The 24629-nt window shown below is 66.2% G+C and carries 20 protein-coding genes and 2 pseudogenes; 1 reads left to right on the top strand and 21 read right to left on the bottom strand.

Annotated elements, in window-relative coordinates:
• Positions 1 to 13: 13 nt before the first annotated feature.
• From IPG97_09675 to IPG97_09635, 9 genes are all read right to left on the bottom strand, one after another.
• The gene (locus IPG97_09675) at positions 14 to 595 is read right to left on the bottom strand and encodes a prepilin peptidase (GenBank protein MBK6856793.1); all 582 of its coding nucleotides are present in this window, start codon (positions 593 to 595) and stop codon (positions 14 to 16) included.
• 218 nt (positions 596 to 813) lie between these two features.
• Positions 814 to 1944: a DUF4388 domain-containing protein gene (locus IPG97_09670; GenBank protein MBK6856792.1), complete on the bottom strand. Its 1131-nt coding sequence runs from the start codon at positions 1942 to 1944 to the stop codon at positions 814 to 816.
• 100 nt (positions 1945 to 2044) lie between these two features.
• A complete protein-coding gene (aroE, locus tag IPG97_09665) occupies positions 2045 to 2896 on the bottom strand; it encodes a shikimate dehydrogenase (protein ID MBK6856791.1) in 852 nt (283 codons plus the stop codon).
• Complete coding sequence (gene mltG, locus IPG97_09660) at positions 2889 to 4127, bottom strand: endolytic transglycosylase MltG (protein MBK6856790.1); 1239 nt, start codon at positions 4125 to 4127, stop codon at positions 2889 to 2891. Before mltG ends, aroE begins: the two co-directional genes overlap by 8 nt.
• On the bottom strand, positions 4124 to 4582 hold the full coding sequence (gene ruvX, locus IPG97_09655; GenBank protein MBK6856789.1) for a Holliday junction resolvase RuvX: 459 nt from the start codon (positions 4580 to 4582) through the stop codon (positions 4124 to 4126). Before ruvX ends, mltG begins: the two co-directional genes overlap by 4 nt.
• A 10-nt stretch (positions 4583 to 4592) precedes the next feature.
• On the bottom strand, positions 4593 to 7196 hold the full coding sequence (gene alaS, locus IPG97_09650; GenBank protein MBK6856788.1) for an alanine--tRNA ligase: 2604 nt from the start codon (positions 7194 to 7196) through the stop codon (positions 4593 to 4595).
• Between the two features lie 114 nt (positions 7197 to 7310).
• Positions 7311 to 7670, bottom strand: coding sequence for a hypothetical protein (locus IPG97_09645; GenBank protein MBK6856787.1), 360 nt, complete (start codon positions 7668 to 7670; stop codon positions 7311 to 7313).
• A 10-nt stretch (positions 7671 to 7680) separates the two neighbouring features.
• A complete protein-coding gene (locus IPG97_09640) occupies positions 7681 to 8076 on the bottom strand; it encodes a hypothetical protein (protein ID MBK6856786.1) in 396 nt (131 codons plus the stop codon).
• Positions 8073 to 9326 (bottom strand): replication-associated recombination protein A, encoded by a 1254-nt coding sequence (locus IPG97_09635; GenBank protein MBK6856785.1) that lies wholly within the window; start codon positions 9324 to 9326, stop codon positions 8073 to 8075. The genes IPG97_09640 and IPG97_09635 overlap by 4 nt, the downstream gene beginning before the upstream one ends.
• A gap of 257 nt (positions 9327 to 9583) precedes the next feature.
• Between IPG97_09635 and IPG97_09630 the strand changes: the two genes are divergently transcribed.
• The gene (locus tag IPG97_09630; protein MBK6856784.1) at positions 9584 to 11059 is read left to right on the top strand and encodes a phospholipase; all 1476 of its coding nucleotides are present in this window, start codon (positions 9584 to 9586) and stop codon (positions 11057 to 11059) included.
• A 14-nt stretch (positions 11060 to 11073) separates the two neighbouring features.
• Here IPG97_09630 and IPG97_09625 read toward each other — a convergent pair whose 3' ends face one another.
• The 12 genes and pseudogenes from IPG97_09625 to queA form a co-directional block, all read right to left on the bottom strand.
• The gene (locus IPG97_09625; GenBank protein MBK6856783.1) at positions 11074 to 11532 is read right to left on the bottom strand and encodes a DUF1003 domain-containing protein; all 459 of its coding nucleotides are present in this window, start codon (positions 11530 to 11532) and stop codon (positions 11074 to 11076) included.
• 164 nt (positions 11533 to 11696) lie between these two features.
• Positions 11697 to 13439, bottom strand: coding sequence for an aspartate--tRNA ligase (gene aspS, locus IPG97_09620; protein ID MBK6856782.1), 1743 nt, complete (start codon positions 13437 to 13439; stop codon positions 11697 to 11699).
• Positions 13436 to 14803 carry a histidine--tRNA ligase gene (locus tag IPG97_09615; protein ID MBK6856781.1) on the bottom strand — a complete coding sequence of 456 codons (1368 nt, stop codon included), beginning with the start codon at positions 14801 to 14803 and terminating at the stop codon, positions 13436 to 13438. The genes aspS and IPG97_09615 overlap by 4 nt, the downstream gene beginning before the upstream one ends.
• Positions 14804 to 14867: 64 nt before the next feature.
• On the bottom strand, positions 14868 to 15761 hold the full coding sequence (locus IPG97_09610; protein ID MBK6856780.1) for an alpha/beta hydrolase: 894 nt from the start codon (positions 15759 to 15761) through the stop codon (positions 14868 to 14870).
• Positions 15762 to 15803: 42 nt separating this feature from the next.
• Positions 15804 to 18027: pseudogene (locus IPG97_09605) on the bottom strand (bifunctional (p)ppGpp synthetase/guanosine-3',5'-bis(diphosphate) 3'-pyrophosphohydrolase).
• A gap of 67 nt (positions 18028 to 18094) precedes the next feature.
• Positions 18095 to 18676 carry an adenine phosphoribosyltransferase gene (locus tag IPG97_09600; protein ID MBK6856779.1) on the bottom strand — a complete coding sequence of 194 codons (582 nt, stop codon included), beginning with the start codon at positions 18674 to 18676 and terminating at the stop codon, positions 18095 to 18097.
• Positions 18673 to 20094: a protein translocase subunit SecF gene (gene secF, locus IPG97_09595; GenBank protein MBK6856778.1), complete on the bottom strand. Its 1422-nt coding sequence runs from the start codon at positions 20092 to 20094 to the stop codon at positions 18673 to 18675. The genes IPG97_09600 and secF overlap by 4 nt, the downstream gene beginning before the upstream one ends.
• Complete coding sequence (locus tag IPG97_09590) at positions 20091 to 20807, bottom strand: SecD/SecF family protein translocase subunit (protein ID MBK6856777.1); 717 nt, start codon at positions 20805 to 20807, stop codon at positions 20091 to 20093. The genes secF and IPG97_09590 overlap by 4 nt, the downstream gene beginning before the upstream one ends.
• 9 nt (positions 20808 to 20816) lie before the next feature.
• Positions 20817 to 21965 (bottom strand): hypothetical protein, encoded by a 1149-nt coding sequence (locus tag IPG97_09585; protein ID MBK6856776.1) that lies wholly within the window; start codon positions 21963 to 21965, stop codon positions 20817 to 20819.
• Positions 21962 to 22333 carry a preprotein translocase subunit YajC gene (gene yajC / locus IPG97_09580; GenBank protein MBK6856775.1) on the bottom strand — a complete coding sequence of 124 codons (372 nt, stop codon included), beginning with the start codon at positions 22331 to 22333 and terminating at the stop codon, positions 21962 to 21964. The genes IPG97_09585 and yajC overlap by 4 nt, the downstream gene beginning before the upstream one ends.
• Positions 22334 to 22426: 93 nt before the next feature.
• Positions 22427 to 23548 carry a tRNA guanosine(34) transglycosylase Tgt gene (gene tgt / locus IPG97_09575; GenBank protein ID MBK6856774.1) on the bottom strand — a complete coding sequence of 374 codons (1122 nt, stop codon included), beginning with the start codon at positions 23546 to 23548 and terminating at the stop codon, positions 22427 to 22429.
• Positions 23545 to 24629 (bottom strand): annotated as a pseudogene (gene queA / locus IPG97_09570) (tRNA preQ1(34) S-adenosylmethionine ribosyltransferase-isomerase QueA). Before queA ends, tgt begins: the two are co-directional and overlap by 4 nt.

Below are 24629 nucleotides of genomic sequence, written 5' to 3'. Positions count from 1 at the left end.
GACGGGACGAAGCTCACCAGGTCGCAGAAAGCCGGTTCAAGGGCTCGAGGATTGCATCGCTGCGCATGATGGCGATGATCGCCCCCATGGCCAGCCACGGGCCGAAGGGGAAGGCCTGACTCGATCTTCGAACGATCAGCATCACCACGCCGACCACCACACCGAGAACGCAGGCGAACACCAACGCGTAGGCCACCAGGATCAGGTGGATCCACCCCACCCAGATCCCCAGCAGCACCGCCAGCTTGACGTCGCCCATCCCCATCCCCTCGCGCCGGACGAGGACCTCCCACAGCAGCAGGACGACGAGCAGGAAGCCGGCGTAGACGACACCCCCCAGGTACGCCGACCGAATGGCCAGGCCCGGATCCTGTCGTAGCAACAACGACAGGATCGGGATCGCCACGATCGAGCCGACGATCGACGGATAGGTGATCCTGTTGGGGAGCAGGTAGAGCTCGAGGTCGATGACCGACAGTGCCAGCAGGACCGAATAGAACGCGAGGTAGGGCACCAGATCCCAGGTCGGCCCGAACCGGACTGCTGCCGCCGCCCACAAACCGACGTTGGCTACTTCGACCAGGGGGTATCCCACAGGAATGGGTTCCCCACAGTGACGGCACTTGCCTTTGGAACCAAGCCAGGAGAAGACCGGGATCAGGTCGGCGAAGCCCAGCTTGGCATCGCAGTCGATGCAGTGGGGCCCTGGGCGAAGGATGCCCTCCTCGGTGGGAGCGCGGACGATCAGGGTGTTGAGGAACGAGCCGACCAGCAGAGCTGGTAAGGCCAGCAGCAGCGCCAGGACCAGCGAGGTCAGGGCTTCACCGAGGAGAGGAAGTCGAGCAGGGCGCCCCGGTCCCCGTCATCGCCCCCGTCGCCCGAGCCTCCGTCGGCGTCGGTCGAGGGCGTCGAGTCCAAAGGGTCGGCATCGACCTCCTCGGACGGGGCATCAGAGGCCTCGGCGGATCCGAAGAAGTCGTCTGCGTCAGCGAAGGGCTCGGCATCGCCGGCACCGACCTCGGTACCGTCGCTGAACCTGGTGACCGGTGGTTCGGGGTCACCGAACTCGATCCCGTGAGCATCATCGGCCAATGGATCGAAGTCGGCGGCGCCGGGACCGGCATCCGGTTCAGAATCAGACTCAGGCTCAGGTTCGGTGTCACGACCGTCGACTGCGGTCATGTCATCGAGGTCGCCAGCGAAGCTGGTGCCCGACCCTGGAAGCGGCTCCGGCAGGAGCGCGTCCTCGCTGGTCTCGATCACCACTGGGCCATCTTCGGCCCGTAGCACCGACAGATCGTCTCGCTCGCCGGTACCGACGGGCTCGGTGGCTTCAGTGGTCTCGGTGGCTGACGCGCTGGCTTCTCTGCGGACCACTGGTTCGGGCCGGTCGGCAGGGGCCTCGTCCAGTCGGGCCAGACCTGCTTCGACCAGCTCCTTCACTTGCCGTGACGCGACCAGATCGGTCTGCTCGAAGTGGGCGCCAAGCTCGCGGACGGTAAGCCCTCCACCGAGGGCAGCCAGAACCCGCCAGTGGGCAGCGGTAACCGTGGTCTGCTCACCTTCGATCTCAGGAGCGAACACGACCCAACCCTCCATCGAGGGAACCACCGCTTCCACCTCCTTCCATTCCGCCAGCAGCTCCTCGGCCCGAGCCAGCACCGTGTCCACGTCGGCAGGTTCGGCCGGCTCGGAGATCGTCTCGTCGTCGTGGAAGGTGAAGGCACCTTCCACGAAGCGGAGGAGCTCCATGACCACGTCGACGACGTCGGTGGCGAACGGGGCGCTGGACACGGCGCCGCCCACCACCCCTTCACCGTCCAACCAGACATCGCCGTTGTCTCCGCCGCTGGTAACTGCCAGGCGGCCGGACTTGGAGGTGCCCGACAGGAGCCGGAGCACATCGTTTAGAGCAAAGGACTGAAGGTCACCCTGCAGAGCCACGGGGTCCTCCTAAGACGGTGTAGCGGGGCTTGCCGTCAACAGATCGGCATTTGCCGGTCCAAATCAAGGTTTCCCCACCCGGAATGGGCCGGTTGGCCCCTCAGCCAGCGCGAGCTGCCCGGTGCATGACGGCCAGCTCGGGGAGCTCTCCGGTCCAGCGCTCCAAGGAGATGGCAGCCTGGTGCACCAGCATTCCGATCCCGTCGACGGGTTGGGCTCCACAAGCCGCTGCCGCCGCCAGGAGCGGGGTGACAATCGGCTGGTAGACGAGATCCACCACGATCTGACCGCGACGCAAGGAATCCGCGGGGCACGGCAACGGACCCGAAGCGCCGGCAGGAGCACCCATGCCTACCGAGGTGGCGTTGATCACGATGTCTGCCTGGACAATGTCGTCTACTTGGCCGACCCGTCCCGCGGCACCACCCAGCGCTGCCGCCACCGCAGCCTTGTCGGGGGTGCGGTTCACGACCACCACCTCGGATGCTCCGGCGACCACCAAGGCGTGCACCACCGAACGGGCCGCTCCCCCAGCGCCGAGTACGACACACCGTCGTCGAGCCACGTCGACTTCGCTGTCGTGGCGCAGCGACCGGACCAGGCCCTCACCGTCGGTGTTGTGACCAACCAACGTGCCGCCCACCCATGAGATCGAGTTGACCGCACCGAGCGCCTGCGCTGCTGGGGTGAGCGAGTCCAGGGCCGGGATCACCGCAGCCTTGTGGGGCATCGTCACCATGAGCCCGCCCAGGTGGAGAGCCCGAACCGCTGCCACGGCCCCCTCGGCGCCTCCATCGGGTACGTCGAAGGCCACCATGGCCCAATCGAGGCCGGCGGCCCGGAAGGCGGCGTTGGCCAGGGCCGGCGAACGGGAGTGACGTACCGGGCTGCCGATCACCGCGGCCAGGCGCGTCGAACCCGACGGGTTCCACTGGTGGTCTATCTCAGCCACAACCAAGACCTCGTTCTCGACAGAGGCGCTTGGCCTCCAAGAACTCGGCGTCGGTGAGCAAGAACACGTGAGACCGTTCCTCGGCCAGCACGTAGTAGAGCCAGTCCCCTTCGGCGGGAGCCAGCGCCGCCTCGAGTGCGAACTCCCCTGGTGCAGCGATCGGCGTGGGGGGCAGGCCCTTTCGTCGACGGGAGTTGTAGGGCAAGGATCCGTCGGTGAAGTCCACCTCGGTGCCAGTCAGTTCGGCACCGTAGCGATCGACGGCATCGATTCCGAGGGGAATGCCTCGGGCCAGCCGGTTGTAGATGACGGTGGCGATCTTGGATGCCTCCTGAGGATTACCGGCTTCGGCTTGGACCATCGACGCCACCTTCAACAGGTCATAGTCGCTCAGCTCTAGCCCCCAGCGTTCGGCTAGGAGGACCCTTGCCCCGGCGGGGTCGAGACGGTCGAGCCGCTTCTCCATCTCGGCCGCCATGTCCTGTAGGAGGATCGGGCCGGTGGTGCCGTCTCCGATCTCATAGGTGGCCGGGAACAGGAGACCTTCGTAGCTGGGTTGATCTGCGGGGCGCAGGCTGGTGACCACCTCGCCGCGGTCCAATGTGGCCTGGAGGGCGGCCCGGTCTGTTCCGGGGACCGCTTCTGTCAGCCGATCGAGGATGCGCCGCACCGTAAGCCCTTCAGGGATGGACACCGTGTCGGAGGGTTCGGCCAGCACTGGTTTGGTGGGACCGGCGTCGAGCGTCTCCAACACCGTGTCGAAGTCGGAGTTGGTCTGCAGGTCGTACACCCCGGCCTGGAACGGACCGGCTCCTCGTCGACCGGCGTAGAAGTTGAAGACGCTGGCGTTCGAGATGACGCCCTTGTCCTCGAGGATGGCTCCGATTCCGCGGACCGACACGCCGGTCGGAACCTCGATCGAGACGACCTCTCCAGGACCGCCGGGCGGGTTCACCTGACGGCCGTACCAGACCCAGAGCGCTCCTGCCAGCATGGCCATGACGACTGCCAGCGCTCCGAGGCCGAGCAGGATCTGACGCCGTCGACCCACCCCGAGCCCGCGGTGGTCGTACTGGTCGTCGTCGTAGTGGTCGTCGTCGAAGTGGTCGTCGTCGAAGTGGTCGTCGTCGAAGTGGTCGTCGAGGTGATCGTCACGTCGCGGCGGGCGGGCCGGACCGGTGCGGGCCTCGGGCGATGTTGGCAGTTCCGGGCCGGGTTCTTGGTCTGTCATGGCTGGCCACCCTCGGGGTCGTTTCCTCCGAGTGCGATGTCATCGGCGCCTCGCTGCTGGTCCAACCAGTCCTGGAGGATCACCGACGCCGCCACCATGTCGACCACCTTGCGGCGGTCACGCCCGTCGAGATCGCCGCGCTCGCGCAGGGCCCGGTCGGCGATGCGAGTGGTCATGCGCTCGTCGTGGGTCACCACCGGAACCCCCACCGCCGTAGCAAGGTGGTCACACTCCTCGAGAACCGCGCTTGCCGCCGGACCGACCTGGCCGGAGAGGTCGATGGGGAGTCCAACGACCACCTGATCCACCTCCCATTCCCGTGCCAGCTCCGCGATGGTGCGGTGCACGCGCTGGCGGTCGCGATGGCGTTCAACGACCGTCAGTGGTGTAGCTACCCGACCATCGGAATCAGACACGGCCACGCCGATGCGCCTGGAACCGAGGTCGATCCCCATTACCCGCACGTCATCCCAGACCCGCGGCAGCGCGGGCCATCGCCAGGGCCTCGGGGATGGCCGACGGGTTACGTCCGCCGGCCGCGGCCAGGTCGCGTCCCTTGCCACCACCGCCACCCACGGCGCGTGCCGCGTCCGCGATGAGCGAGGCCGCGTCAGGCCCACCCTCGACAGCGGTGGCGGCCACGAGGGCCACGCCACCACCGTCGGGAGCCCCGATAAGGACCACGGCCCGGATGCCGGTGTGGTCGCGAACGGCGACCGCCAGGTTCCGCAGATCGTCGCGGGCCAGACCATCGACCTGGGCCACCACCACGCCGTCGTCGGCGGTGGCGGCCAGATCGGCGGCGCCGCTGGTAGCCAGCTTGGCCTTGAGAGACCTGACCTCGGCCCGAAGGTCCTTCAGTTCAGCCAGTCGTTTCTCCAGACCATCGAGCAGCTCGGGTCGAGGGACACCCACCCGTTCGGCTGCTGCCGCCAACTCGGCCTCCTCTCGACGGATCCGTTCGATCGGCCCGGTTCCGGTCACCGCTTCGATACGTCGCAGGTTCGAACCGATGGATGTCTCTGAGATCACCTTGACCGGCCCGATGTCTCCGGTCCGGCTGACATGGGTGCCACCGCACAACTCGATCGAATGGGGACCGGCCTCGAGCACTCGCACGGTGTCGCCGTACTTCTCGCCGAAGAAGGCCAAGGCCCCCCGCTGGGTGGCGTCGTCCTTGGTGGTCTCGAAGTGGTGGACCACCTCGTTGGCCAAGACGTCGCGGTTGACCAGGTCCTCGATGGCTACGACCTGATCTGCGGTTACGGGTTCGAAGTGGCTGAAGTCGAACCTCAACCGGTCATGTCCCACCCATGATCCCTGCTGCTTGACGTGGGATCCGAGCACCTCCCGCAGTGCCCAGTGCAAGAGGTGGGTGCCGGTGTGGTTCCGGCGGATTGCGGCCCGACGATCCCCGTCGATCGTGGCCGTAACCCGGTCTCCGACCGCAACCGCCCCGGCGGTCACCTCCACCACATGGCGGTGCAACCCAGGCAGAGCGTTGAGAGTGTCCACCACCGTGCCAACGAAATCACCCGACGCCGAGACCATCGTTCCGGTGTCTCCGACCTGGCCACCAGCTTCGGCGTAGAACGGAGTCCGGTCCAAGAAGACACCGAGGCGTCCATCTTCGGCAGGCACCACCCCGATGACGGTGGCATCCACCGCCTCTACCTCGCGCCCCACGAACACGGTGGTGCCGTGCTCCTCGAGGATGGCCTGAAACGCATCGGCGTGGGCTCCCACCTCGATGCCGCCCTTGCGGCCCGCCTCGCGCGCTCGACGCCGTTGATCCTCCATGGCTGAGTCGAACCCGGCTCGATCCAGGCCGAACCCACGGTCGCTGACTATCTCGGACGTCACGTCGAGTGGGAACCCGTAGGTGTCGTGCAGTTGGAACGCCACCGTTCCCGGCAGTTCTCCCCCGGCGGGGATCTCGTCTAGCGCCGTATCGAGTATCCCCAGGCCGCTTCGCAACGTGCGTCGGAACTGGTCCTCTTCCCGAGCCAGCGCGCCAACCACCGTGTCGGCGTTGTCCCTCAGCACGGGGTACGCGTCACCCATCAACTCGATGGTGCGTTCAGCCAATGCCGGGGTGATCGAGGTCTCGACGCCCAGCAGGTAGGCGAAGCGGATGGCCCGTCGGATGATCCGTCGGAGGACGAAGCCACGGTCCTCGTTGGAGGGCACCACGCCGTCGGCCACCAGGAAGGTCATGGTGCGGGCATGGTCGGCCAACAACTTGAGGGCGACGTCGCTGGCGGGGTCCTGGCCCAGTCGCTTGCCGGTGAGGGTTTCCCCGACCGACACCAGGTTCCTGAGCTCGTCGGTGTCGAACACGCTCGGCGACCCGATGGTGGCGCACAACATCCGCTCGAGGCCGGCACCGGTGTCGATGTTCCGGGTCTCGAGCGGCTTGAGGCTTCCATCTGGTTGACGGAAGAACTGCTGGAAGACGAGGTTCCAGAACTCCACGTATCGGTGCTCGGCGGCGGGATCCGCGGGGCCACCGGCGGGACCGTGCTCAGGTCCGAAGTCAAAGAACAGCTCTGAGCTGGGCCCGCAGGGACCGGTGTCGCCCATCTCCCAGAAGTTGTCCTTGTCCAGGCGTTGAATGCGGCCGGCCGGGAACCCGACCTCGCTCACCCACAACTCGGCCGCCTCGTCGTCGTCTACATGGCACGTGACCCAAATTCGGTCGCCGTCGAGGCCGAGCACCTCGGTCGAGAACTCCCACGCCCAGCGGATCGCCTCGGCCTTGAAGTAGTCGCCGAAAGCGAAGTTGCCCAGCATCTCGAAGAAGCTGAGATGGCGTGGGGATCGACCGATGGCATCAAGATCGTTGTGTTTGCCGCCGGCACGTACGCATCGCTGGATAGATGACGCTCGGGGCGGCTGGTACGGGACCTGCTCCTCACCCACGAAGTAGGGCACAAACGGCATCATCCCCGAATTGGTGAACATGGGGGCCGACGGGTGATGGGGAATCAGCCCCGCCGACTCGACGTCGGTGTGATCCCGGCTCACCCAGAACTCCGTCCACGCGCGCCGCAACTCGTGGGCATTCATGGTTCCAGGGCCTCCTGAGTGGCGGGTGGGCGGATCTGCCGCGGGACGGGTGCGTCCACCCTACCGGCGGGGCCTCCTTAGCCTTCGAACGCGCGCCAACTGACCGCTCCCGGCTCAGCGCCGGGAGCGGCGACGCCCGGTGACCATGTCACTGGGAGGACTAGAGGCGCGACTCTGGCGCCGTGGACCCGGCGGTGATGCGGCTGAGACCGCGGGCTGAGGACGTTCACCCACAAACGTCCGGGCTTCGACCCGGGCTCGTAGCTCCGATTCGGTAGCCCTCATGGCATCGCGCCCCTCCTGGGCCGCGGCCTTGACCACGCTTCCCACGCCACGGGCCGACGTGACGGCCCGATCGGCCACCTGCTCGGGCAGGTATCGCTCGACGGCCTCCTCGACCTTGCGTTTGGCCCGGAATGCACCAGCAGCCCCGACCGCCATGCCGATTCCCATCCACGTGACCCGTTTGAACATTCCGCACTCCTCAGCGTTTCCTGCTGTCCTCGCCTCGTAGGCGCCGCGCCGCCCGCGACGCACCGGAGGTGACCGCTACCGTCTTGATCACCGGGGCCGATAGGGCCCGGTAGGCGAGCTTGGACGTGGCGTCGACTGTGGCCGAGATCGATTCGGCCGACCCGACCAGGCGCTCCACCCGAGCCAACTCGTCGGTGGCCTCGGCCAGGCTCTGGGCCAGTTCGTCGATCAGCGGGACCGCCCGGGCATTGATCTCCTCCAGCGTTGCCGTGACCTGGCGGACCGTGGTGAGCACCCTCTGCAACGCGAACAGCACGGCCACAACCGAGACCACGCTGCACACGGTCAAGACCACCAGCGCCAGATCTGACGCCGACATTTCGGCCAGGATCCCCGACGTGGTCACGACCTATCCCGGTCGCTCGTGTTTTGGTGGAGTTGGTCCATCCGCTGCGCAACCTCGCGTTCATGACCATGGGCAGACGGTCGGTAAAAGGTCTCGTCGGCCACCTCGGGCGGCAGGTACTCCTGTTCCACCCAGCCCCGAGCGTCGTCATGAGGGTAGCGGTAGCCGGCACCGTGCCCGAGCTTCGCCGCCCCCTGGTAGTGGCCGTCGCGCAGGTGGGGAGGGACTCCGGAGCTCGGCTTGGTTCGGACGTGGTCGCGGGCCTGCCACACCCCCAGCGCCACCCGGTTGGACTTGGGGGCTGTGGCCAGGTGGACCACAGCTTGGGCCAGGTTCAGTTGGGCCTCGGGCAGGCCGACGTGTTCGAGGGCCTGCGCCGCGGCCACCGCTACCACCAGAGCCGTCGGGTCAGCCTCGCCGACATCCTCGGAAGCGAGGATGATCAACCGCCGGGCGATGAAGCGAGCGTCCTCGCCCGCTTCAAGCATGCAAGCGAGCCAGTAGAGCCCTGCATCTGGATCCGATCCCCGGATGCTCTTGATGAACGCCGACACCACGTCGTAGTGGTCGTCTCGCCCGTAGCGGATTGCCTTTGTTCCCAGCGCGGCCTCTGCGTCGGCTTCGGTGACCTCTGGTGAGCCTCCTTGGGCCCGGGCCCGGGCCAGGGCAACCGCCACCTCAAGGCTGGTGAGCGTGTGGCGACCGTCGCCGTTGGCCCGGCTGGCCAGGTGACGCACTGCCTCCCCTGTAGCTGTGGCGCCTTCGACCTCGAGCCCCCGTGCGATCAGCTGTCGGGCGGCGTCGTCGTCGAGCGCGTTCAGACGAAACAGTGTTGAGCGGCTGAGGAGGGGTGGGTTCACCTCGAAGTAGGGATTTTCTGTGGTGGCGCCTATGAGCGTCAGCAGACCGGACTCGACCGAGGGAAGCAAGGCATCCTGCTGCGATTTGTTGAACCGATGCACCTCATCGAGGAAGAGGATCGTCCCCTGCCCGCGTTCCCCCAACCGTTGGCTGGCGCGGGCCACGACCTCACGAACGTCCTTCACGCCGGCGGTCACCGCCGACAACACCTCGAACGCCTTGGCGGTGTGACCGGCGATCACTCGGGCCAGCGTCGTCTTGCCAGTACCGGGCGGACCCCACAGCACCACCGACGAGAGCCGGTCAGACTCGATCAGCACCCGGAGCGGCCGACCTGGCCCCAGCAGGTGGTCCTGACCGACAATGTCATCGAGTCGGACCGGGCGCATTCGTTCGGCCAGCGGAGCCCGGCGCTCCAGTCGGTCGTGGGCCGCGGCCGCGAACAGGTCCTCAGCCACAGCTTCTAGCCGGCCGGTTCGGCCCCTGCGATCGACGACACACACCGTCACGCTAACCGGGTGGGTCCGCTCGTCGCCCTGACCGAGGCGCCGCCTCGAAACGTGGTTGCATGACTACGCTATGGCATGGCGGGGTCGGATCCGCCGAGCCCTGTCCCGGGTCGAGTCCTCTCGCCCAAGCACAGGGGGTGCCGAACCAAGTGGACAGAAGATCGTTCCTGATCGGAGCTGGAGCGCTCGGCGGTGCTGCCCTGACCGGTGGCCTCACCGCCTGCAATCCGCCACCTGGCTCCATCCTCAACCTCCCGGCCTCCTCCAGCCCCATCAGCCACGTCGTGGTCCTCATGATGGAGAACCGCTCCTTCGACCATTGGCTGGGCTGGCTGGGCTCAGACCAGGCCTGGCTCGAGAACGCGTCTCGGCTCTATGGGGACGGGACCGCGGTGGATGCCAACCCGCACCAGACCTATCTGGACCCCACCGGCAACTCGGTCCCCACCGCCCACATGCTCGACTTCCTGGCTGGTGGCAACCCGTGGCGAGGATGCGACCACCCCGATCCGGGACACGGATGGAATGCCGGTCGCCGCCAACGGGACTCGGGCTTCTTGGCCACCGGCTCGGGCAACGACCAGTTCGCCACCGGGTACTACCTGGCTGACGACCTCCCGTTCTCCAGCCTCCTAGCCCGACGGTTCACGGTGTGCGACCGCTGGCACGCCTCGATCCTCGGACCCACCTACCCAAACCGGCTGTACCTGCACTCGGCCCAGTCCGGCGGCTACAAGACCAACTATCTGCCCATCAACGAGGGCGGCTACGGCTGGCCGACGATCTGGGAGAAGCTCACCGCCGCTGGGGTGTCGGCCGGCTACTACTACGTCGACCTACCGGTAACGGCCCTTTTCGGCACCCGGATGAACTCCTACAACCGCCCGATCGACGACTACTTCACCCACTGCGAACAGGGCACCCTCCCCCAAGTCACCTTCATCGACCCCGGATTCAACAGCGGGTCGCGCACCGACAACCATCCCCATGCCGACATACGCGCTGGCGAAGCCTTCCAACGCGACGTGTTCGCCGCCTTCGCCCGGTCACCACATTGGGGTAGTGGCGTGTTCATCCTCACCTACGACGAATGGGGTGGATTCTTCGACCACGTCGCCCCTCCCACCGGTTTCGATGACCGCTACAGCGCCAACGACGCCGACAACTTCGCCCAACTCGGCTTCCGGGTTCCAACCGTGGTCGCCAGCCCCTACAGCCGGGTTGGCGCAGTGGATCACACCAACTACGACCACACCTCCGTGCTGCGGTTCTTGGAGTGGCGTTTCCTCGGCGCTCCACCGGTCGGAATACACACCAACGGGGCGAACTGGTGGCTCACCACCCGTGACCAGTGGGCCAACAACGTCGGCCTGGCCCTTGTCGACACCCCGACGATCGACGTGGGCTTCGACCTAGACGTGGCGTTGGATCCTCCATCGCCAGAGTGCGGCGCGGGCGCCGCTGTCACCGGCGCCGACACCGAGCGCTCAGGCCGGATGAACCCACCGGGCTATGAGAAGCACCCGTTCGAGCAGGCCCTAGATGCCGGATACTTCGAACGGATCGGCATCGATCCCCAACCCAGCCTCATGGCCACTGATTGGGTCTACTGACCAACGCTGCAACTTCAGTCCGCTTCGTCCATCGAGGTCAGCAACCGGTCGAGTTTGGATTCGATGCGAGCGATGTCGGCCGAGTCAGCCACCCGGATGCGCAGGCTGGCCAGCTCCCGCGCCAGGTAGTCGAGGTCTGCTTTCACCTCGGCGGCGCGCCGACGGTCCTCGGAGGCCTCGGCCCGGTCCCGGTCGGCCTGGCGGGTCTCAGCCAGCAGGATGAGCGGCGCGGCATAGGCGGCCTGGGTCGAGAAGGCCAGGTTCAACAGGATGAACGGGAAAGCATCGATCCGCCAACCCTCTGGGGCCAGGATGTTCCACAGCACCCACCACACCACGAAGACGGTCTGGATGACCAGGAACTTGGCCGTTCCTATCGTGTGGGCGATGCGCTCGCTGAAGCGTCCGAACCCTTCAGGGTCGTAGTAGGAACCGAAGCGGTCACCGGCGCGCGGGACCGAAAGGTCCTCCACCGCACCACGACGACCGAGCCTCAAACGCACCGGACAACCCTACCGTTCTGGTTTCGAGCCTCCGCGGCCCCAACGGGTCCCAGCGCTTAGGGTCCTAGCGGATAGGTCCGGTCGTCGCGACCAGGTTGACCAGATCGGGGCTCTTGCCTTTGGGCGGATCCAGGTCAGGTGGTGCGGGGCAGGAGCCGGAGTCCCAGGTCTCCCAACTGCGATGGCTCGACCGCGGTGGGGGCACCGGTCATGGGATCTGTACCCGACTGGGGTTTGGGGAAGGCGATGACCTCGCGGATGTTCTCCTCCCCCGCCAGAATGGCGGTGAGCCGGTCTATCCCGAACGCGAAACCACCGTGGGGCGGCGCGCCGTAGCGGAACGGCGTGAGAAAGAACCCGAAGCGACGATCGGCCTCCTCCTCGGAGATCCCGAGCAACCGGAAGATCCGGCCCTGGAGGTCGGGTTCGTGGATACGGATCGATCCCGAGCCCAGCTCCCATCCGTTGAGCACCAGGTCATATGCCAGTGACCGTACCGACATGGGATCGGACTCCAACTTGTCCATGTCTTCGGGATGAGGATGGGTGAAGGGGTGATGACCGGGCTTGGGGTTCCCGGCCTCGTCCTTGCCGACGAACATCGGGAAGTCGACGACCCACACGTAGCGATAGGGACCTTCGTGAACCGGTGGTCTACCCAAGTCGTTTCGCAGGGTGCCCAGGACCTCACAGGTCTGGTGCCATTCATCGGCCACGATGAGCAAGAGGTCACCGGTCTCGGCCCCAAAGGCCGCCACCAGTGATGACTTCTCGTCGTCGGACAAGAACTTGGCCACCGGCGAGTTCAGCGTGGCGTCGGCATCGACCTTCATCCACACCAGGCCCTTGGCTCCCAGCCCCTTGGCCCGTTCGGTCAGGGCGTCGAGCTTGTTGCGCCCATAGGCCTCGGCGGCACCGGGAACTCGAATGCCCTTGATGCATGGAGCCTTGAACGCGTTGAAGTCGGTAGCGGAGAAGATCGGGGTCAGCTCCACCAACTCCATGCCGAAGCGCAGGTCGGGTTTGTCGATCCCGTAGCGGTCCATGGCATCGCGCCATGTGATCTGCTCGATTTCGGGGGGCCGCTCTCCCGTCACCGCCTCGGCGGCTGCCATGACCGCCTCGGAGATGAAGGCCAGGACGTCGTCTTGGGTGACGAAGCTGGCCTCGGCATCGAGCTGCATGAACTCGTATTGACGGTCGGCCCGAAGATCCTCATCTCTCAGGCAACGAGCGATCTGGAAGTACCGGTCGGTGCCACCGACCATCAGGAGCTGCTTGTAGAGCTGCGGGCTCTGGGGCAAGGCGTAGAACTCGCCGGGCCGCTGACGACTCGGCACCAGGAATTCGCGCGCCCCTTCGGGGGTGGAGGGCATGAGCATCGGGGTCTCGACCTCGATGAATCCCTGATCCTCCATGGCCCGCCTGATGGCCGAGTTGACACGGGCCCGGACCCGAAGGTTGCGCTGCATACGCTCCCGACGCAGATCGAGGTAGCGGTACCTCAGGCGGACCATCTCGTCGACATCATCGGCGCGGCTGTCCAACGGGAACGGAGGCGGCTCGGCCACGGCCAGCACCTCCACCTCGCAATCCTGGAGTTCGATCTCGCCGGTGGCGAGCTTGGCGTTGACCGTTCCCTCGAGGCGATGGCGAACCGTCCCGGTGACCCGGATGACGAACTCGCTACGCACGTCCACAGATCCGGGTACCACGCACTGAACCACACCGGTGTGATCGCGCAGATCCACGAAGGCGAGGTGTTCGCCGTGTTCACGCCGCTTGGCCACCCAGCCGACGACGCTCACCTGCTCGCCGACGTGGTCGACGCGAAGCTCGCCGTTGTAGTGGGTACGTAGCCCGGCTGCCTGGGTCACTGTCGCTCCTCGGTGAGGTCAGTGGAGACGACACCATCGTCTCCCGGATGTTGATCTTCGCCCGCAGCAGAGGGACGCGGCGACACCGCCACCGGCCCCGATCCCAGCAAGGAAGCGATTCGGTCCACGAGTTCGGCTCTGGGGACGGTGAGCTGGTCGCCGCCGAAGTCATTGCGCAGGGGACGTACCGTCACCACCTCGTCCGCCACTTCTTGGTCTCCGACGATCACGGCCAGCGCTGCCCCCGAGCGGTCCGCCGCCTTCATCTGGGCTCGCATAGCCCGACCGTCGAAGGCCCGATCGCAGCGGATCGACTGAGACCTCAACATGGCGGTGATGTCTCGAGCCTGGTCCCCACCGGTGACATCCACGACGAAGACGTCGATCCGCGACGTGGGTGCCGGGAACACCGACTCTGCATCGCAGGCGATGAGCAGGCGCTCTATCCCGGACCCGAAACCGATTCCGGGGGTCGGTTGACCGCCCAGCTCCTCGACCAAGCCGTCGTAGCGACCTCCACCCAGGATCGTGGCCTGGGCGTTGTCGACGGTGGTGGGCACGAACTCGAAGGTGGTGTGGGTGTAATAGTCAAAACCGCGCACCAACCGTGGGGCCAGCGAGTAGCTGATCCCCAAGGCATCGAGCCCGTCGGTCACCCTGTTGAAGCGAGCCTGGCTCTCGGGCGACAGGTAATCAGCGATGACCGGGGCGTCAGCGGTGGCCTCGCGGGTCTGGCGTCGTTTGGAATCCAGGGCCCTCATTGGGTGCTGTACGGCCTTGTCCCGGTCCTCCTCGGCTAGGTCACCGATCCTGTCGGCCAACCAGACCCGAAGCGCTTCGACGTAGCGCACCCGGTCCCCGACCGTCCCCATGGTGTTGAGCTGGAGTACCACCTGGCGCAGACCGAGGGCGGCCAAGAACTCCGCCCCCAGGGAGATCACCTCCACATCGGCGTCGGGGTCAGCCGAACCGAGGAGCTCGAGACCCACCTGGTGGTGCTGGCGATAGCGGCCGGCCTGGACGTTCTCGTAGCGGAAGGCTGGGGTGGCGTACCAGACCTTCCAAGGCAGCACCGGCTGGTGCTGGACGAAGGCCCGCACCACCGATGCCGTGCCTTCTGGCCGTAGAGCGATACGACGGCCACCCTTGTCGTCGAAGTCGTACATCTCCTTGCGAACGGCGTCGGCCCCTTCGGACTCGCGCTGGAACACGCCGATCTCTTCGAACATGGGGGACTGGACCAGCCCGTAGCCAGCCCGTTCCACGACGGCGGCGTAGGTGGCCAACAACGCTTCCCACCGAGCCGACACCGGGGGGAGGATGTCCTGGGTGCCCTTGGGGGCCTGGAACTTGGCTCTGGCCATGAGTGCACAACGCTACCGGCCCACCGATCGGCCCCCGAAACGCAATGCCTCGGGGTCGGTGCCGTCAGCGACGGTGCGGCTCGGAGTGGTCCCAGTCGGCTAGGAGCGTCCGGACGGCCGTGGTCAACACCAACGGTTCGTCCAACATCGGGTGGTGGCCGGCTTCGGGGATCTCCACCACCGGAGCGTTGCGACCGAGCATCTCGTACATGGAGTCCCCGATGTCTGGCGTGACCAGGCCGAACTCGGCCCGCAACAACGCGAACCGACATCGCACCTCGGGCAGATAGGGCAGGGCCACCGACCGGATGCTGCCCGAGAATGCGTTGAACAGGTTGTGGTCGAACTTCCAGCTGAAACCACCGTCCACCGCCCGCAGCGAGCGCCGAGCAACGTGGTGCATCACGTAATCCAGGTAGTGGGCCTGGGACGGAACCGTTCGAAACCGTCCCAGCGCGTCGGCGGCGGTCGGGTACACCTTCGGTTGGCCGAACGCCTGACCAGCCCGTGACGCGCCGATCTCGGGATCGATGGCGGCCACCGGCGAGTCGACCACTATTACCCCGGCCAACGCGTCGGAGTGGAGCGCCGCGGTGGTGATGGTGACGAACCCACCCATCGAGTGGCCGATCAGCACCGGCGGACCTTGCATACCGGCGTCGGCAGCCACCGACATGACCTCAGCCGACCACTGTTCGAGGCTGTACTTCTGGCGCCAGCCGCTGTCCCCATGTCCGGACAGGTCGATCGCCGCTACCCGGTACTGCCGCGAGTAATGGGCGGCCACGTGGGTCCACCAGTGGGCATGGGCGCCGCCACCATGCACGAACACGATCCCGCGACGCCCCGGTTCACCCCAGGCCAGGTAGTGGATGGGCGTCCCATCCACCTCGACGTGTTCATCGAAGAACGGCGTATGCAGGGCCCGGCGGAACCAGTCCGGTGAGTCCGGGGCGATCAGGTCATCGACGGCGGCTACCACCGCGGGCACGGTACCGGATCAGGAGCCGGGTGCCGATCCCGGTAACACCCGATAGGTCTCGTACACGCCCTCGATCCCCCGGATGGCGCCGAGCACGAGACCCAGGTGCGACGGATCGCCAAGCTCCACGTCGAAGCGCATCGATGCCACCCGATCCCCGCCTGCATTCATGGTGCAGGTGAGGATGTTCACGTGGTTGTCGGCCAGCGCACTGGACACATCTCGCAACAGGCGGGGCCGATCGATCGCCCGGACCTCGATCGAGGCCACGAACGTGCCCCCGGAGAAATCCTCGTCCCACTCGACTTCGATCAGCCGGTCCCGCTGCCCAGATCGCAACGAACCGGCGTTGGCACAGTCGGCCCTGTGCACCGACACGCCACGCCCGCGGGTGACGAACCCGATTATCTCGTCTCCGGGAACTGGCGTGCAGCACCGCGACAGGCGCACCATCACGTCGTCTGAGTCCCTCGACATGGACACCTGCGCCCGGGCGGGTGATCTGGGTGCTACGCCGACGTTGCACCGTGGTGGGCAGCTGTTCCTCCCGACCATCCCCGGTGCGCAACGCCTTGCTGATCCGGGCGACGACGGACTGAGCCGAGACGTGGTGTTCGCCGATGGCCGTGTACAGGGCATCGACGTCGAGGTAGTTGAGGCCGCTGGCCACCTCGGCCAGGACCGACGGAGGCAGCTTCTGAGTGGGCAACCCCTCCCGTCGGAGCTGCTTTTGCAGGTCCTCCCGCCCAGACTCGCGGGCGTCCTCGCGCCGTTCCCGCGAGAACCACTGGCGGATCTTGTTGGCCGCTCGCGGAGTGTTGACGATCTGCAACCAGTCTCGACTGGGCCCGGTGCCCTCCACCTTGGAGGTGAATATCTCACACGTGTCACCCGAGGTGAGTTGATGGCTCAAGGCGACCAGACGGCCGTTGACCCGGGCCCCGACGCAGGAGTGGCCTACCTCGGTGTGGACGGCGTAGGCGAAGTCGATTGGCGTGGCCCCCTTGGCCATGGTGACGACCCGACCCTTAGGGGTGAACACATAGACCTCGTCCTGTTCGAGATCTACCTTCAACGTCTCCATGAACTGGGCGGGATCAGATGTCTCCTGCTGCCAGTCGACTATCCGGTTGAGCCAGGCCAGCTCGTCGGTGGGCGAACCGATCTTGTACGCGAAATGGGCCGCCACCCCGAACTCGGCGCGCTGGTGCATCTCTCGGGTTCGGAGCTGTACCTCCAGCGGTTTCCCCTGCGGTCCGACGACGGTGGTGTGCAGGGACTGGTAGAGGTTGAACTTGGGCATGGCCACGTAGTCCTTGAACCGCCCTTGCACCGGACGCCACGTGGCGTGGATCGAACCCAGAGCGGCGTAGCAGTCACGCACCGATTCGACCAGGACCCGGATACCGACCAAATCGTAGATGTCGTCGAACTGGCGACCCTTGACCACCATCTTCTCGTAGATGCTCCACAGGTGCTTCGGCCGACCGCTCACATCGGCGTCTACGCCCAACTCGTCGAGGCGTTGGCGGACCTGTTCGAGCACCTGGGCCAGGTACAGCTCTCGCTCCGGCGCCCGGGTCGACACCATGTGGTCGATCTCGGCGTACTGCTTGGGGTGAAGCGTCGCGAAGCTCAGGTCTTCGAGTTGTTGTTTGAGATCCTGCATGCCGAGCCGGTGCGCGAGCGGGGCGTAAACGTCGAGGGTCTCTCTGGCGATACGGGTCTGCGCCTCAGGCGACATCGCACCGAGGGTTCGCATGTTGTGCAGACGGTCGGCCAGCTTGATCATCAGGACCCTCAGGTCCTGAGCCATGGCCACCAGCATCTTTCGCATGGACGCGGCCTGCTGGGCCTGCTTCGAATCGAACTGGACCCGGTCGAGCTTGGTGACACCGTCGACGATGCCGGCCACATCTGGACCGAAGCGGCGGCTCAGCTCCTCGAGACCGACACCGGTGTCCTCGACCGAGTCGTGCAGAAGGGCGGCGGCGATGGTGACGTCGTCCAACCCCATGTCGGCCACGATCTGCGCCACCGACAACGGGTGTTGGATGTATGGCTCCCCGGTGCGGCGGACCTGGCCCGAGTGGGCACTGGCGGCCAGGTCGTAGGCCTGGGTTATGAGGGCAGTGGTCGACTTGGGCTGATGACTCCGAAACGACGCCAACAGCGGAGCCAACTCCACCGATGCCGGCGCGCTGGACAGTCGCCACGGCAGAACCCGGCTCACGGTCGACATGCCACCAGCCTAGGGATCGTCGGGCAGCCCGCGGGTGCTGCCTGCCCAGCGAGAAGCGCCGGCCTCGTCAGCCGTAGGTCAGCAGGGTGTGGATCGGGTACGAGCCGATTCCGTCGCGGCCGGCCAAGAACGCCAGTTCCATCAGGAACCCGAACCCGATCAGCTCACCACCGACCCCCTCGACCAGCCGCGCCGCGGCTGTGGCCGTTCCACCGGTGGCCAACACGTCGTCCACGATCAGAACCCGCTCGCCGGGCCGGATGGCGTCTCGGTGGATCTGCAGGTGGTCGGTTCCGTACTCCAGGGAGTACTCCTGGGTCTCGGTCTCCCATGGCAGCTTCCCAGGCTTGCGAACGGGCACGAACCCCACGCCCAACCGCAGCGCAACCGGTGCAGCCAGGATGAAGCCTCGGGCCTCCACCCCGATCACCTTGTCGACCGGATGATCCGCGAACGCGGCGGACAGTGCCTCGATACACGCGGCGAAGGCTCCGCCCGAGGCCAGCATGGGGGTGATGTCCTTGAACATCACCCCAGCGCGGGGGAAGTCGGGCACGTCACGGATCAGATCCCCGAGCACACCTGACAGGTCGATCCCCGAACCGGCAACGGTCTCCGACGAAACGGAACTGGGACTCTGCTCGGTCATCGGGAGCTCTTCTTTCGGGGTCGGGGTGCCGAACCTGGCGCCACCGGGTTGTCGGCCAAATCCGCGGGACCATCGGTGGCACCGGAGCGGCGAGCCAAGACTGTCTCACGACCCTCTCGGAACCGGGGCTCACGTTCCTTGAGTAAGGCCAACAACGGGGTTGCGATGAACAGGGACGAGTAGGCGCCGGACAGCAGACCCAAGAACAGTGCGATCCCGTACTCCTCCAGGGTGGACGCGCCCAGCGCCACCGAGCCCACCAGCAGAACCGACACGATCGGCAGGAGCGTGGTGATCGATGTGTTCAACGACCGCATCAACACCTGGTTGAGGGAGAGGTTGGCCATCTCGCTGTAGGTCATCTTCGGCTTGGTTCCCGAGGCCAGACCGGTGTTCTCGTCGACTCGGTCGAACACCACGATGCCGTCGTAGATGGAGAAGCCGAGCATGGTCAACAGGGCGATGACCGTGGCCGGGGTGACCGGGAAGTTGAACAACGAGTACAGACCCACCACCACGATGAGATCGTGGAACAGGGCCACAACGGTGGCGATGGCCATCTGCAGCTCGAATCGGATGGTGATGAAGATGGTGATGGCGGCCAGGAACACCACCAACGCACTCTGTGCCTTGTCGGAGATCTGTTGTCCCCAGGACGGTCCCACCGTGTCGATGGTGACCTCGGCCTCGGGGGTGCCGGTCAGCCGGGTCAGGACGTCGGTGACGTCTTGGCTGAGACGGGCCCGCTCGGCGGCTTCGAGATCCACGAGGTCCTCGACCTCACTGGTCATCTTGTTGATCGACGCCCGGTATGCCGCGACCTTGGCCGCCTGGTCCTTGGCATCCTCGACCTTGCCCGGCAGCGCGTCGATTTCGGCCTGAAGGGCAACCAGCGGATCGGGAACGGGTTTGGCGAACGGACCGGTCACCCCCGACAGGTCATCTCGTACTCCTCGAAGGCCTCCCACCACCGCGGCGGGAGCATCGTCGATCAGCCCGTCGAGTCCGGAGCGAGCTTTGGCCAGCGCCTTGTCGGTGGCAGGGGCTGGGTCGACCTCGGACGCGGCTTCGACTCGCAGGAAGCTCTTGGAGTTGCCGTCGCTGTTCTGGGTGACCTCTTGGACCTGGGCATCCTGGTAACCGAGGTCGGTGAGGGCGGCCGATACCTCGGCCACGTCGGCCTTGCCGGCCGCCACCTCCCACACCGTTCCGCCGGTGAAGTCGATACCCAGGTTGAGGCCGCTGCCGACCACCGACACCAAGCCGATGGCGATGGCCAGGCCTGAACCAACGAACCAGACCTTCCACCGACCGACGATGTCGAAGTCGGTCTCACCGTTGTAGAGCCGGGACCAGATGCTGGAGGTTTCTGCCGCGCCACCGGTGGGTTCGCTGATCTTCTTCTCCGATGTACTCATGCCGTGACCGCCTTGGGCGAGGAAGTGGCCCGGTCCGTGGCGGCCCCGAGCCCGAACAGTCGGGAGTTGGCGAACCGTGGCGACCGAGACATCAACAAGATGAGAGGCCTGGTGAAGAAGATGGCCACCGTCAGGTCGACGATCACCGAAATCCCCAGGAAGTAGGCGAAACCTCGCACTGGCCCAACGGTGAGGTACCACAGCAGGAACGCACCGATGAATGCAGCACCGTTGGCCGTCAGCACGGTGCGGATGCCGTGGTGGTAGCCGACCTCGGTGGCCCGCCTGATGCTGCGACCCTTTCGAACCTCGTCCTTGACCCGCTCGAAGACCACCACATAGGTGTCGACGGTGGTTCCCACCGACACGATGATCCCGGTTATTCCGGCCAGAGAAAGCGCCAGCCCCTGGCTTTCGGACAGGAGGCACACCACGCCGTACATCAGCGCCATCCACACCAGCAGGCTCACCACCACGACCAACCCGAAGCCCCGGTAGTAGAGGATCATGTACAGGCAGAGCGCGGCGATGCCGATGGCGCCGGCGAGCAGGCCAGCTCGAAGCGAGTCACTGCCGAGGGTGGCCGACACCTGGCGGAGGGCAGCCTGTTCGAACTCGACGGGGAGCGAGCCATAGCGAAGGACGAGGGCGAGGTCCTTGGCTTCTCCTTCGGTGAAGTCACCTGATATCTGGAAGCTGTCGTTTGAGGCCAGGTCTGGGCCTTAGACGGCGGGGGCCGATAGGACAACGCCGTCGAGAACGATGGCAATGGACCCATTCGTCCCACCCACCGCCGGGCAGGTCTCGGCACCCTCGTAGCAGGCGTTGAAGGCCTCGTTGGCCTTCTTCACCTGGCTGCGCTTGACCGCGGTGACAACCTGCCACTCGCCGTTGGTGAGCACGGCATCGGCCTTGGAAAGGGAGTCTCCCTCCATGGCCACGGGGCCCAACGTGTAGATGATGCTTCCGTCTTCGGACAGCAGGTTCACCGCCCCTTCGGGAAGGCCGGTGCTGTCGATCGGCGGGTCGACCGTGACCCCCGAGGAGCCGCACGCCGCCGAGCTGCCGCTACCAGACGAACCTGCGCCCGCAGCGGTGGTGGTCGTGGTCGATGAACCGTCGACCACCGTTGTGGCAGTCGACGCCGTGGTCGCTGGCACCGTCGTGGAGGGCGCCGTGGTGGTGGGTGCCGTGGTGGTGGGGATCTCGGTGGTGGTCGGCGGGGTCGTAGTCGTAGGCGCGAACTGCACCGGGAGAGCGCCCTCTCCGGGTGCAAGCCCCACGGCCCCACCTTCGAACTCGGCCATTCCGGTCTCGCTGGAGCCACCTTCGGTCTCCGGCTCAGAGGTCTCTGCCGCCGTGGTCGCGGTCGTGGATGCACCGACCGCGGTGGTGGTCGACTCGCCGGGAACCGCCGTGGTGCCGGCACCTGTTGACGTGGTCGTCGTTGGGTCTGCCGGGGCGGTCGAGCCTGACGTGGCCGGGCTCAGTCCCGGTGAGTTCGGATTGATGGCCCGGCTGAGAACGGGCCTGAACTCGAGGCGGGCGGTGCAACCGACCAGCGATTCGGCCTGGGCGCGGTTCTTGACGCCGGGAAGCTGGATGACCACGGTTCGACCTTGGCGACTGATGTCGGGCTCGGCCACGCCGAGACCGTCCACTCGCTGGCGGATGATTTCCATGGCCTTGTCGACCGATTCCTCAGAGGGAAGTCGACCGTTCACCTCCTTGGCCTGCAACACAACCGAGAACCCACCCTGAAGGTCGAGCCCCAACACCGGGCTGGTCGAGGTGGCCTTGGCCAGAGCCAAGCCTCCGAACGACACCACCAGCATGGCGATGAGAGGAACCAGCAACTGTCTCCGCTTCACGAGTGCACTCCCCGCTCCATGCCCTCGTCGGGCTCGTTCTTGTTGTCTGAGTTGACCATCGGAATACCTTCGGAACGTTGGTCGGACCGAGCCTCACCACTGGCACCATCTGCTGCCGGGTTGGTCAGGAGGCGGACTACCGCGGCCCGGGCCAGGGTCACCTCCACGCCCGGAGCCAACTCGATCAGCACCGTCTCGGTTTCGAGACCGGTGATCCGTCCGTGGATTCCGCCCGCGGTGATCACTTGGTCTCCGACTGTGAGGTTGGCCACCATCTGGCGTTGTTCACGGACCCGGGCCTGTTGCGGTCTGATGAGGAAGAACCATCCGATGGCGATCAGCAAGATGGTAAGCAGCAGTTGAGGCACGCGGGAACGCTCGGTGGAGGGTGGATGAGGCCGGGGTGAACCTTAGGACCTCGACCTGACCGGTCCTACATCACCGGCGCGCACACACCATGATCAACCCCACACCTCGAGGATGCGTCGGCGCTCAGCCTGGAACCGCCCGGCTCGAACCGCGTCGCCCAGGCCCGACACCAGCGTCGACAACCAGGAAACGTTGTGAACGGTCAACAACCGGGCCGCGGTCGGTTCTCCCAGTCGATGCAGGTGACGTAGGTACGACCTCGACCACCGTCGACACACCGGGCACGGGCAGCGCTCATCGAGCGGGCGCTCGTCACACTCGTACTCCGATCGCTTGATGTTGAGCTTGCCGGTGCTGGTCAGGACGGTGCCGTGACGGGCGTGTCGGGTGGGTAGAACGCAGTCGAACATGTCGACGCCCAGGCCCACCGCCTCCACGATCGACACCGGATCGCCGACACCCATCAAGTATCGAGGCTGATCGGCGGGGAGGTGTTCGATGGCCGCAGCCAACGCCGGCAGCATCTCCTCCAGCGGCTCGCCGACCGAGAGCCCACCGATGGCGTAGCCGTCGAACCCGACCTCGACGGTTCGACGAGCCGACTCCGAACGCAGGTCCAGGTCCACTCCCCCCTGGGAGATGCCGAACTGGACTTGGGCCAAGCCACGTTCCTCGCGTTCGGACCGGCTGGCGATGAAGGCGCTACGTCCCCTCGCCGCCCACCGGGCTGTGCGATCCACCGCAGACCTCACCACCGACGTCGGTGCCGGCAGCGCCGGGCAGACGTCGAGGACCATCTGGATGTCAGCACCGAGCAGGGCCTGGACCTCCACCGCCCGCTCCGGGGTCAGGTGGTGTGAGGATCCGTCGTAGGTGGATCGGAAGATGGCGCCGTCCTCGGTGACCTTTGGTGACAGCGAGAAGATCTGGTACCCACCCGAATCGGTGAGGACGTGACCTGACCAGTCCATGAAGCGATGTAGACCGCCCATCTCCGCAATCAGCTCGGCACCCGGTCTCAACATCAGGTGGTAGGTGTTTCCCAGGATCAGTGGGATCCCCAGTGCCTCCAGGTCCTGGGAGTCCAAGGTCTTGACCGCGGCCCGGGTGCCGACGGGCATGAACAAGGGTGTGGGCAACTGCCCCCGGGCCGTCCTGATGACACCGGTGCGGGCCGAGCCGTCCACGGCATCGAGGTCCAACTTCAGCGTCATCCGCCCTCCACCATCGCCTCCTCGATCTCGACGCCGGCGCGCAATGCCCCCTTGTCCACCACCATGGCGTCACCGAAGGAGAGGAACCGATACCCTCGGCCAGCGCCACGGCGTAGAGATCACGCCAGCCGGGTCCGGCGAAAGCCTCGACCATGGCGAGGAACGAACTACGGAATACGTGGAAATTGGTCATCAACCGATCGACCAACCCGAATGAGTAGTCCCCATGGATGAACAGGTCGGTGTCGCCTTCGGTCTCGCCCGTAGCGGCGAAGGATTCCAGTGCCCTTACCGTGGTGGTCCCGACCGCTACCACTCGCCCCGAGGCAGCGGACCGATCTCTCAGGGCGACCACGGTGGCGGGCGGGATTCGATAGCGCTCAATGTGCATCGGATGGTCTTCGACCCGGTCCACGGTGATGGGCCGGAACGTGCCCAGCCCGACCACGAGTTCGACCCGCAGGAGCTTCACCCCTCGGGCCTCACATCGCTCCAACACGTCATCGGTCAGGTGCAGCCCGGCGGTGGGGGCGGCCACCGAGCCCGGGCGTTGGGCGAACACCGTCTGGTATCGCTCAGGGTCCGTCAACGGGGTGTGGAGGTAGGGCGGGAGCGGGACCTCACCCAGATCGGCCAACCACTGCTGCTCCGAGGCCTGATCCGAGCCCTCGAAACGGACCAGGCGACGCCCATCGTCTCCCTGGGGTGGGCCCACCTCCAGGACCGGAGAGCCGACGGAGGCCCCACCATGTGGACCTGGCGCGTGGAGGACCGTGCCCGGCGCAACTCGCCGCCCAGGGCGAACCAGTGCCTCCCACCCTCCTTCGGCTCGTCGGTGCAACAGCAACACCTCAACCGCTCCCCCGCTCGGTTTGAACAGGTGGAGGCGAGCCGGGATGACGCGCGTGTCGTTGACCACCAGGAGGTCACCTGGTTCGAGCAGGTCGGGGAGATCGGCCACGCTGCGGTGGAAGATCGGCCCTCCAGCGGCAACCAACAGCCGGGCCGAATCACGGGGTTCGGCCGGGACCTGGGCAATGGCCCCATCGGGTAGGTCGTAGTGAAGCGAGGCCGTGTCCAT

It is taken from the genome of Microthrixaceae bacterium, assembly GCA_016702505.1.
In the GTDB taxonomy this organism is placed as follows: domain Bacteria; phylum Actinomycetota; class Acidimicrobiia; order Acidimicrobiales; family Iamiaceae; genus Aquihabitans.
Note: the sequence above shows the minus strand (reverse complement) of the source record. Positions and strands in the feature narration are given on the sequence as shown.

Bases quoted from the DNA above. Each gene is read 5' to 3' on its own strand.
- mltG (MBK6856790.1), bottom strand. From the start codon at position 4,127: ATGACAGACCAAGAACCCGGCCCGGAACTGCCAACATCGCCCGAGGCC.
- ruvX (MBK6856789.1), bottom strand. From the start codon at position 4,582: ATGGGGATCGACCTCGGTTCCAGGCGCATCGGCGTGGCCGTGTCTGAT.
- alaS (MBK6856788.1), bottom strand. From the start codon at position 7,196: ATGAATGCCCACGAGTTGCGGCGCGCGTGGACGGAGTTCTGGGTGAGC.
- IPG97_09645 (MBK6856787.1), bottom strand. From the start codon at position 7,670: ATGTTCAAACGGGTCACGTGGATGGGAATCGGCATGGCGGTCGGGGCT.
- IPG97_09635 (MBK6856785.1), bottom strand. From the start codon at position 9,326: ATGCGCCCGGTCCGACTCGATGACATTGTCGGTCAGGACCACCTGCTG.
- IPG97_09615 (MBK6856781.1), bottom strand. From the start codon at position 14,803: ATGGCCAGAGCCAAGTTCCAGGCCCCCAAGGGCACCCAGGACATCCTC.
- IPG97_09600 (MBK6856779.1), bottom strand. From the start codon at position 18,676: ATGACCGAGCAGAGTCCCAGTTCCGTTTCGTCGGAGACCGTTGCCGGT.
- secF (MBK6856778.1), bottom strand. From the start codon at position 20,094: ATGAGTACATCGGAGAAGAAGATCAGCGAACCCACCGGTGGCGCGGCA.
- tgt (MBK6856774.1), bottom strand. From the start codon at position 23,548: ATGACGCTGAAGTTGGACCTCGATGCCGTGGACGGCTCGGCCCGCACC.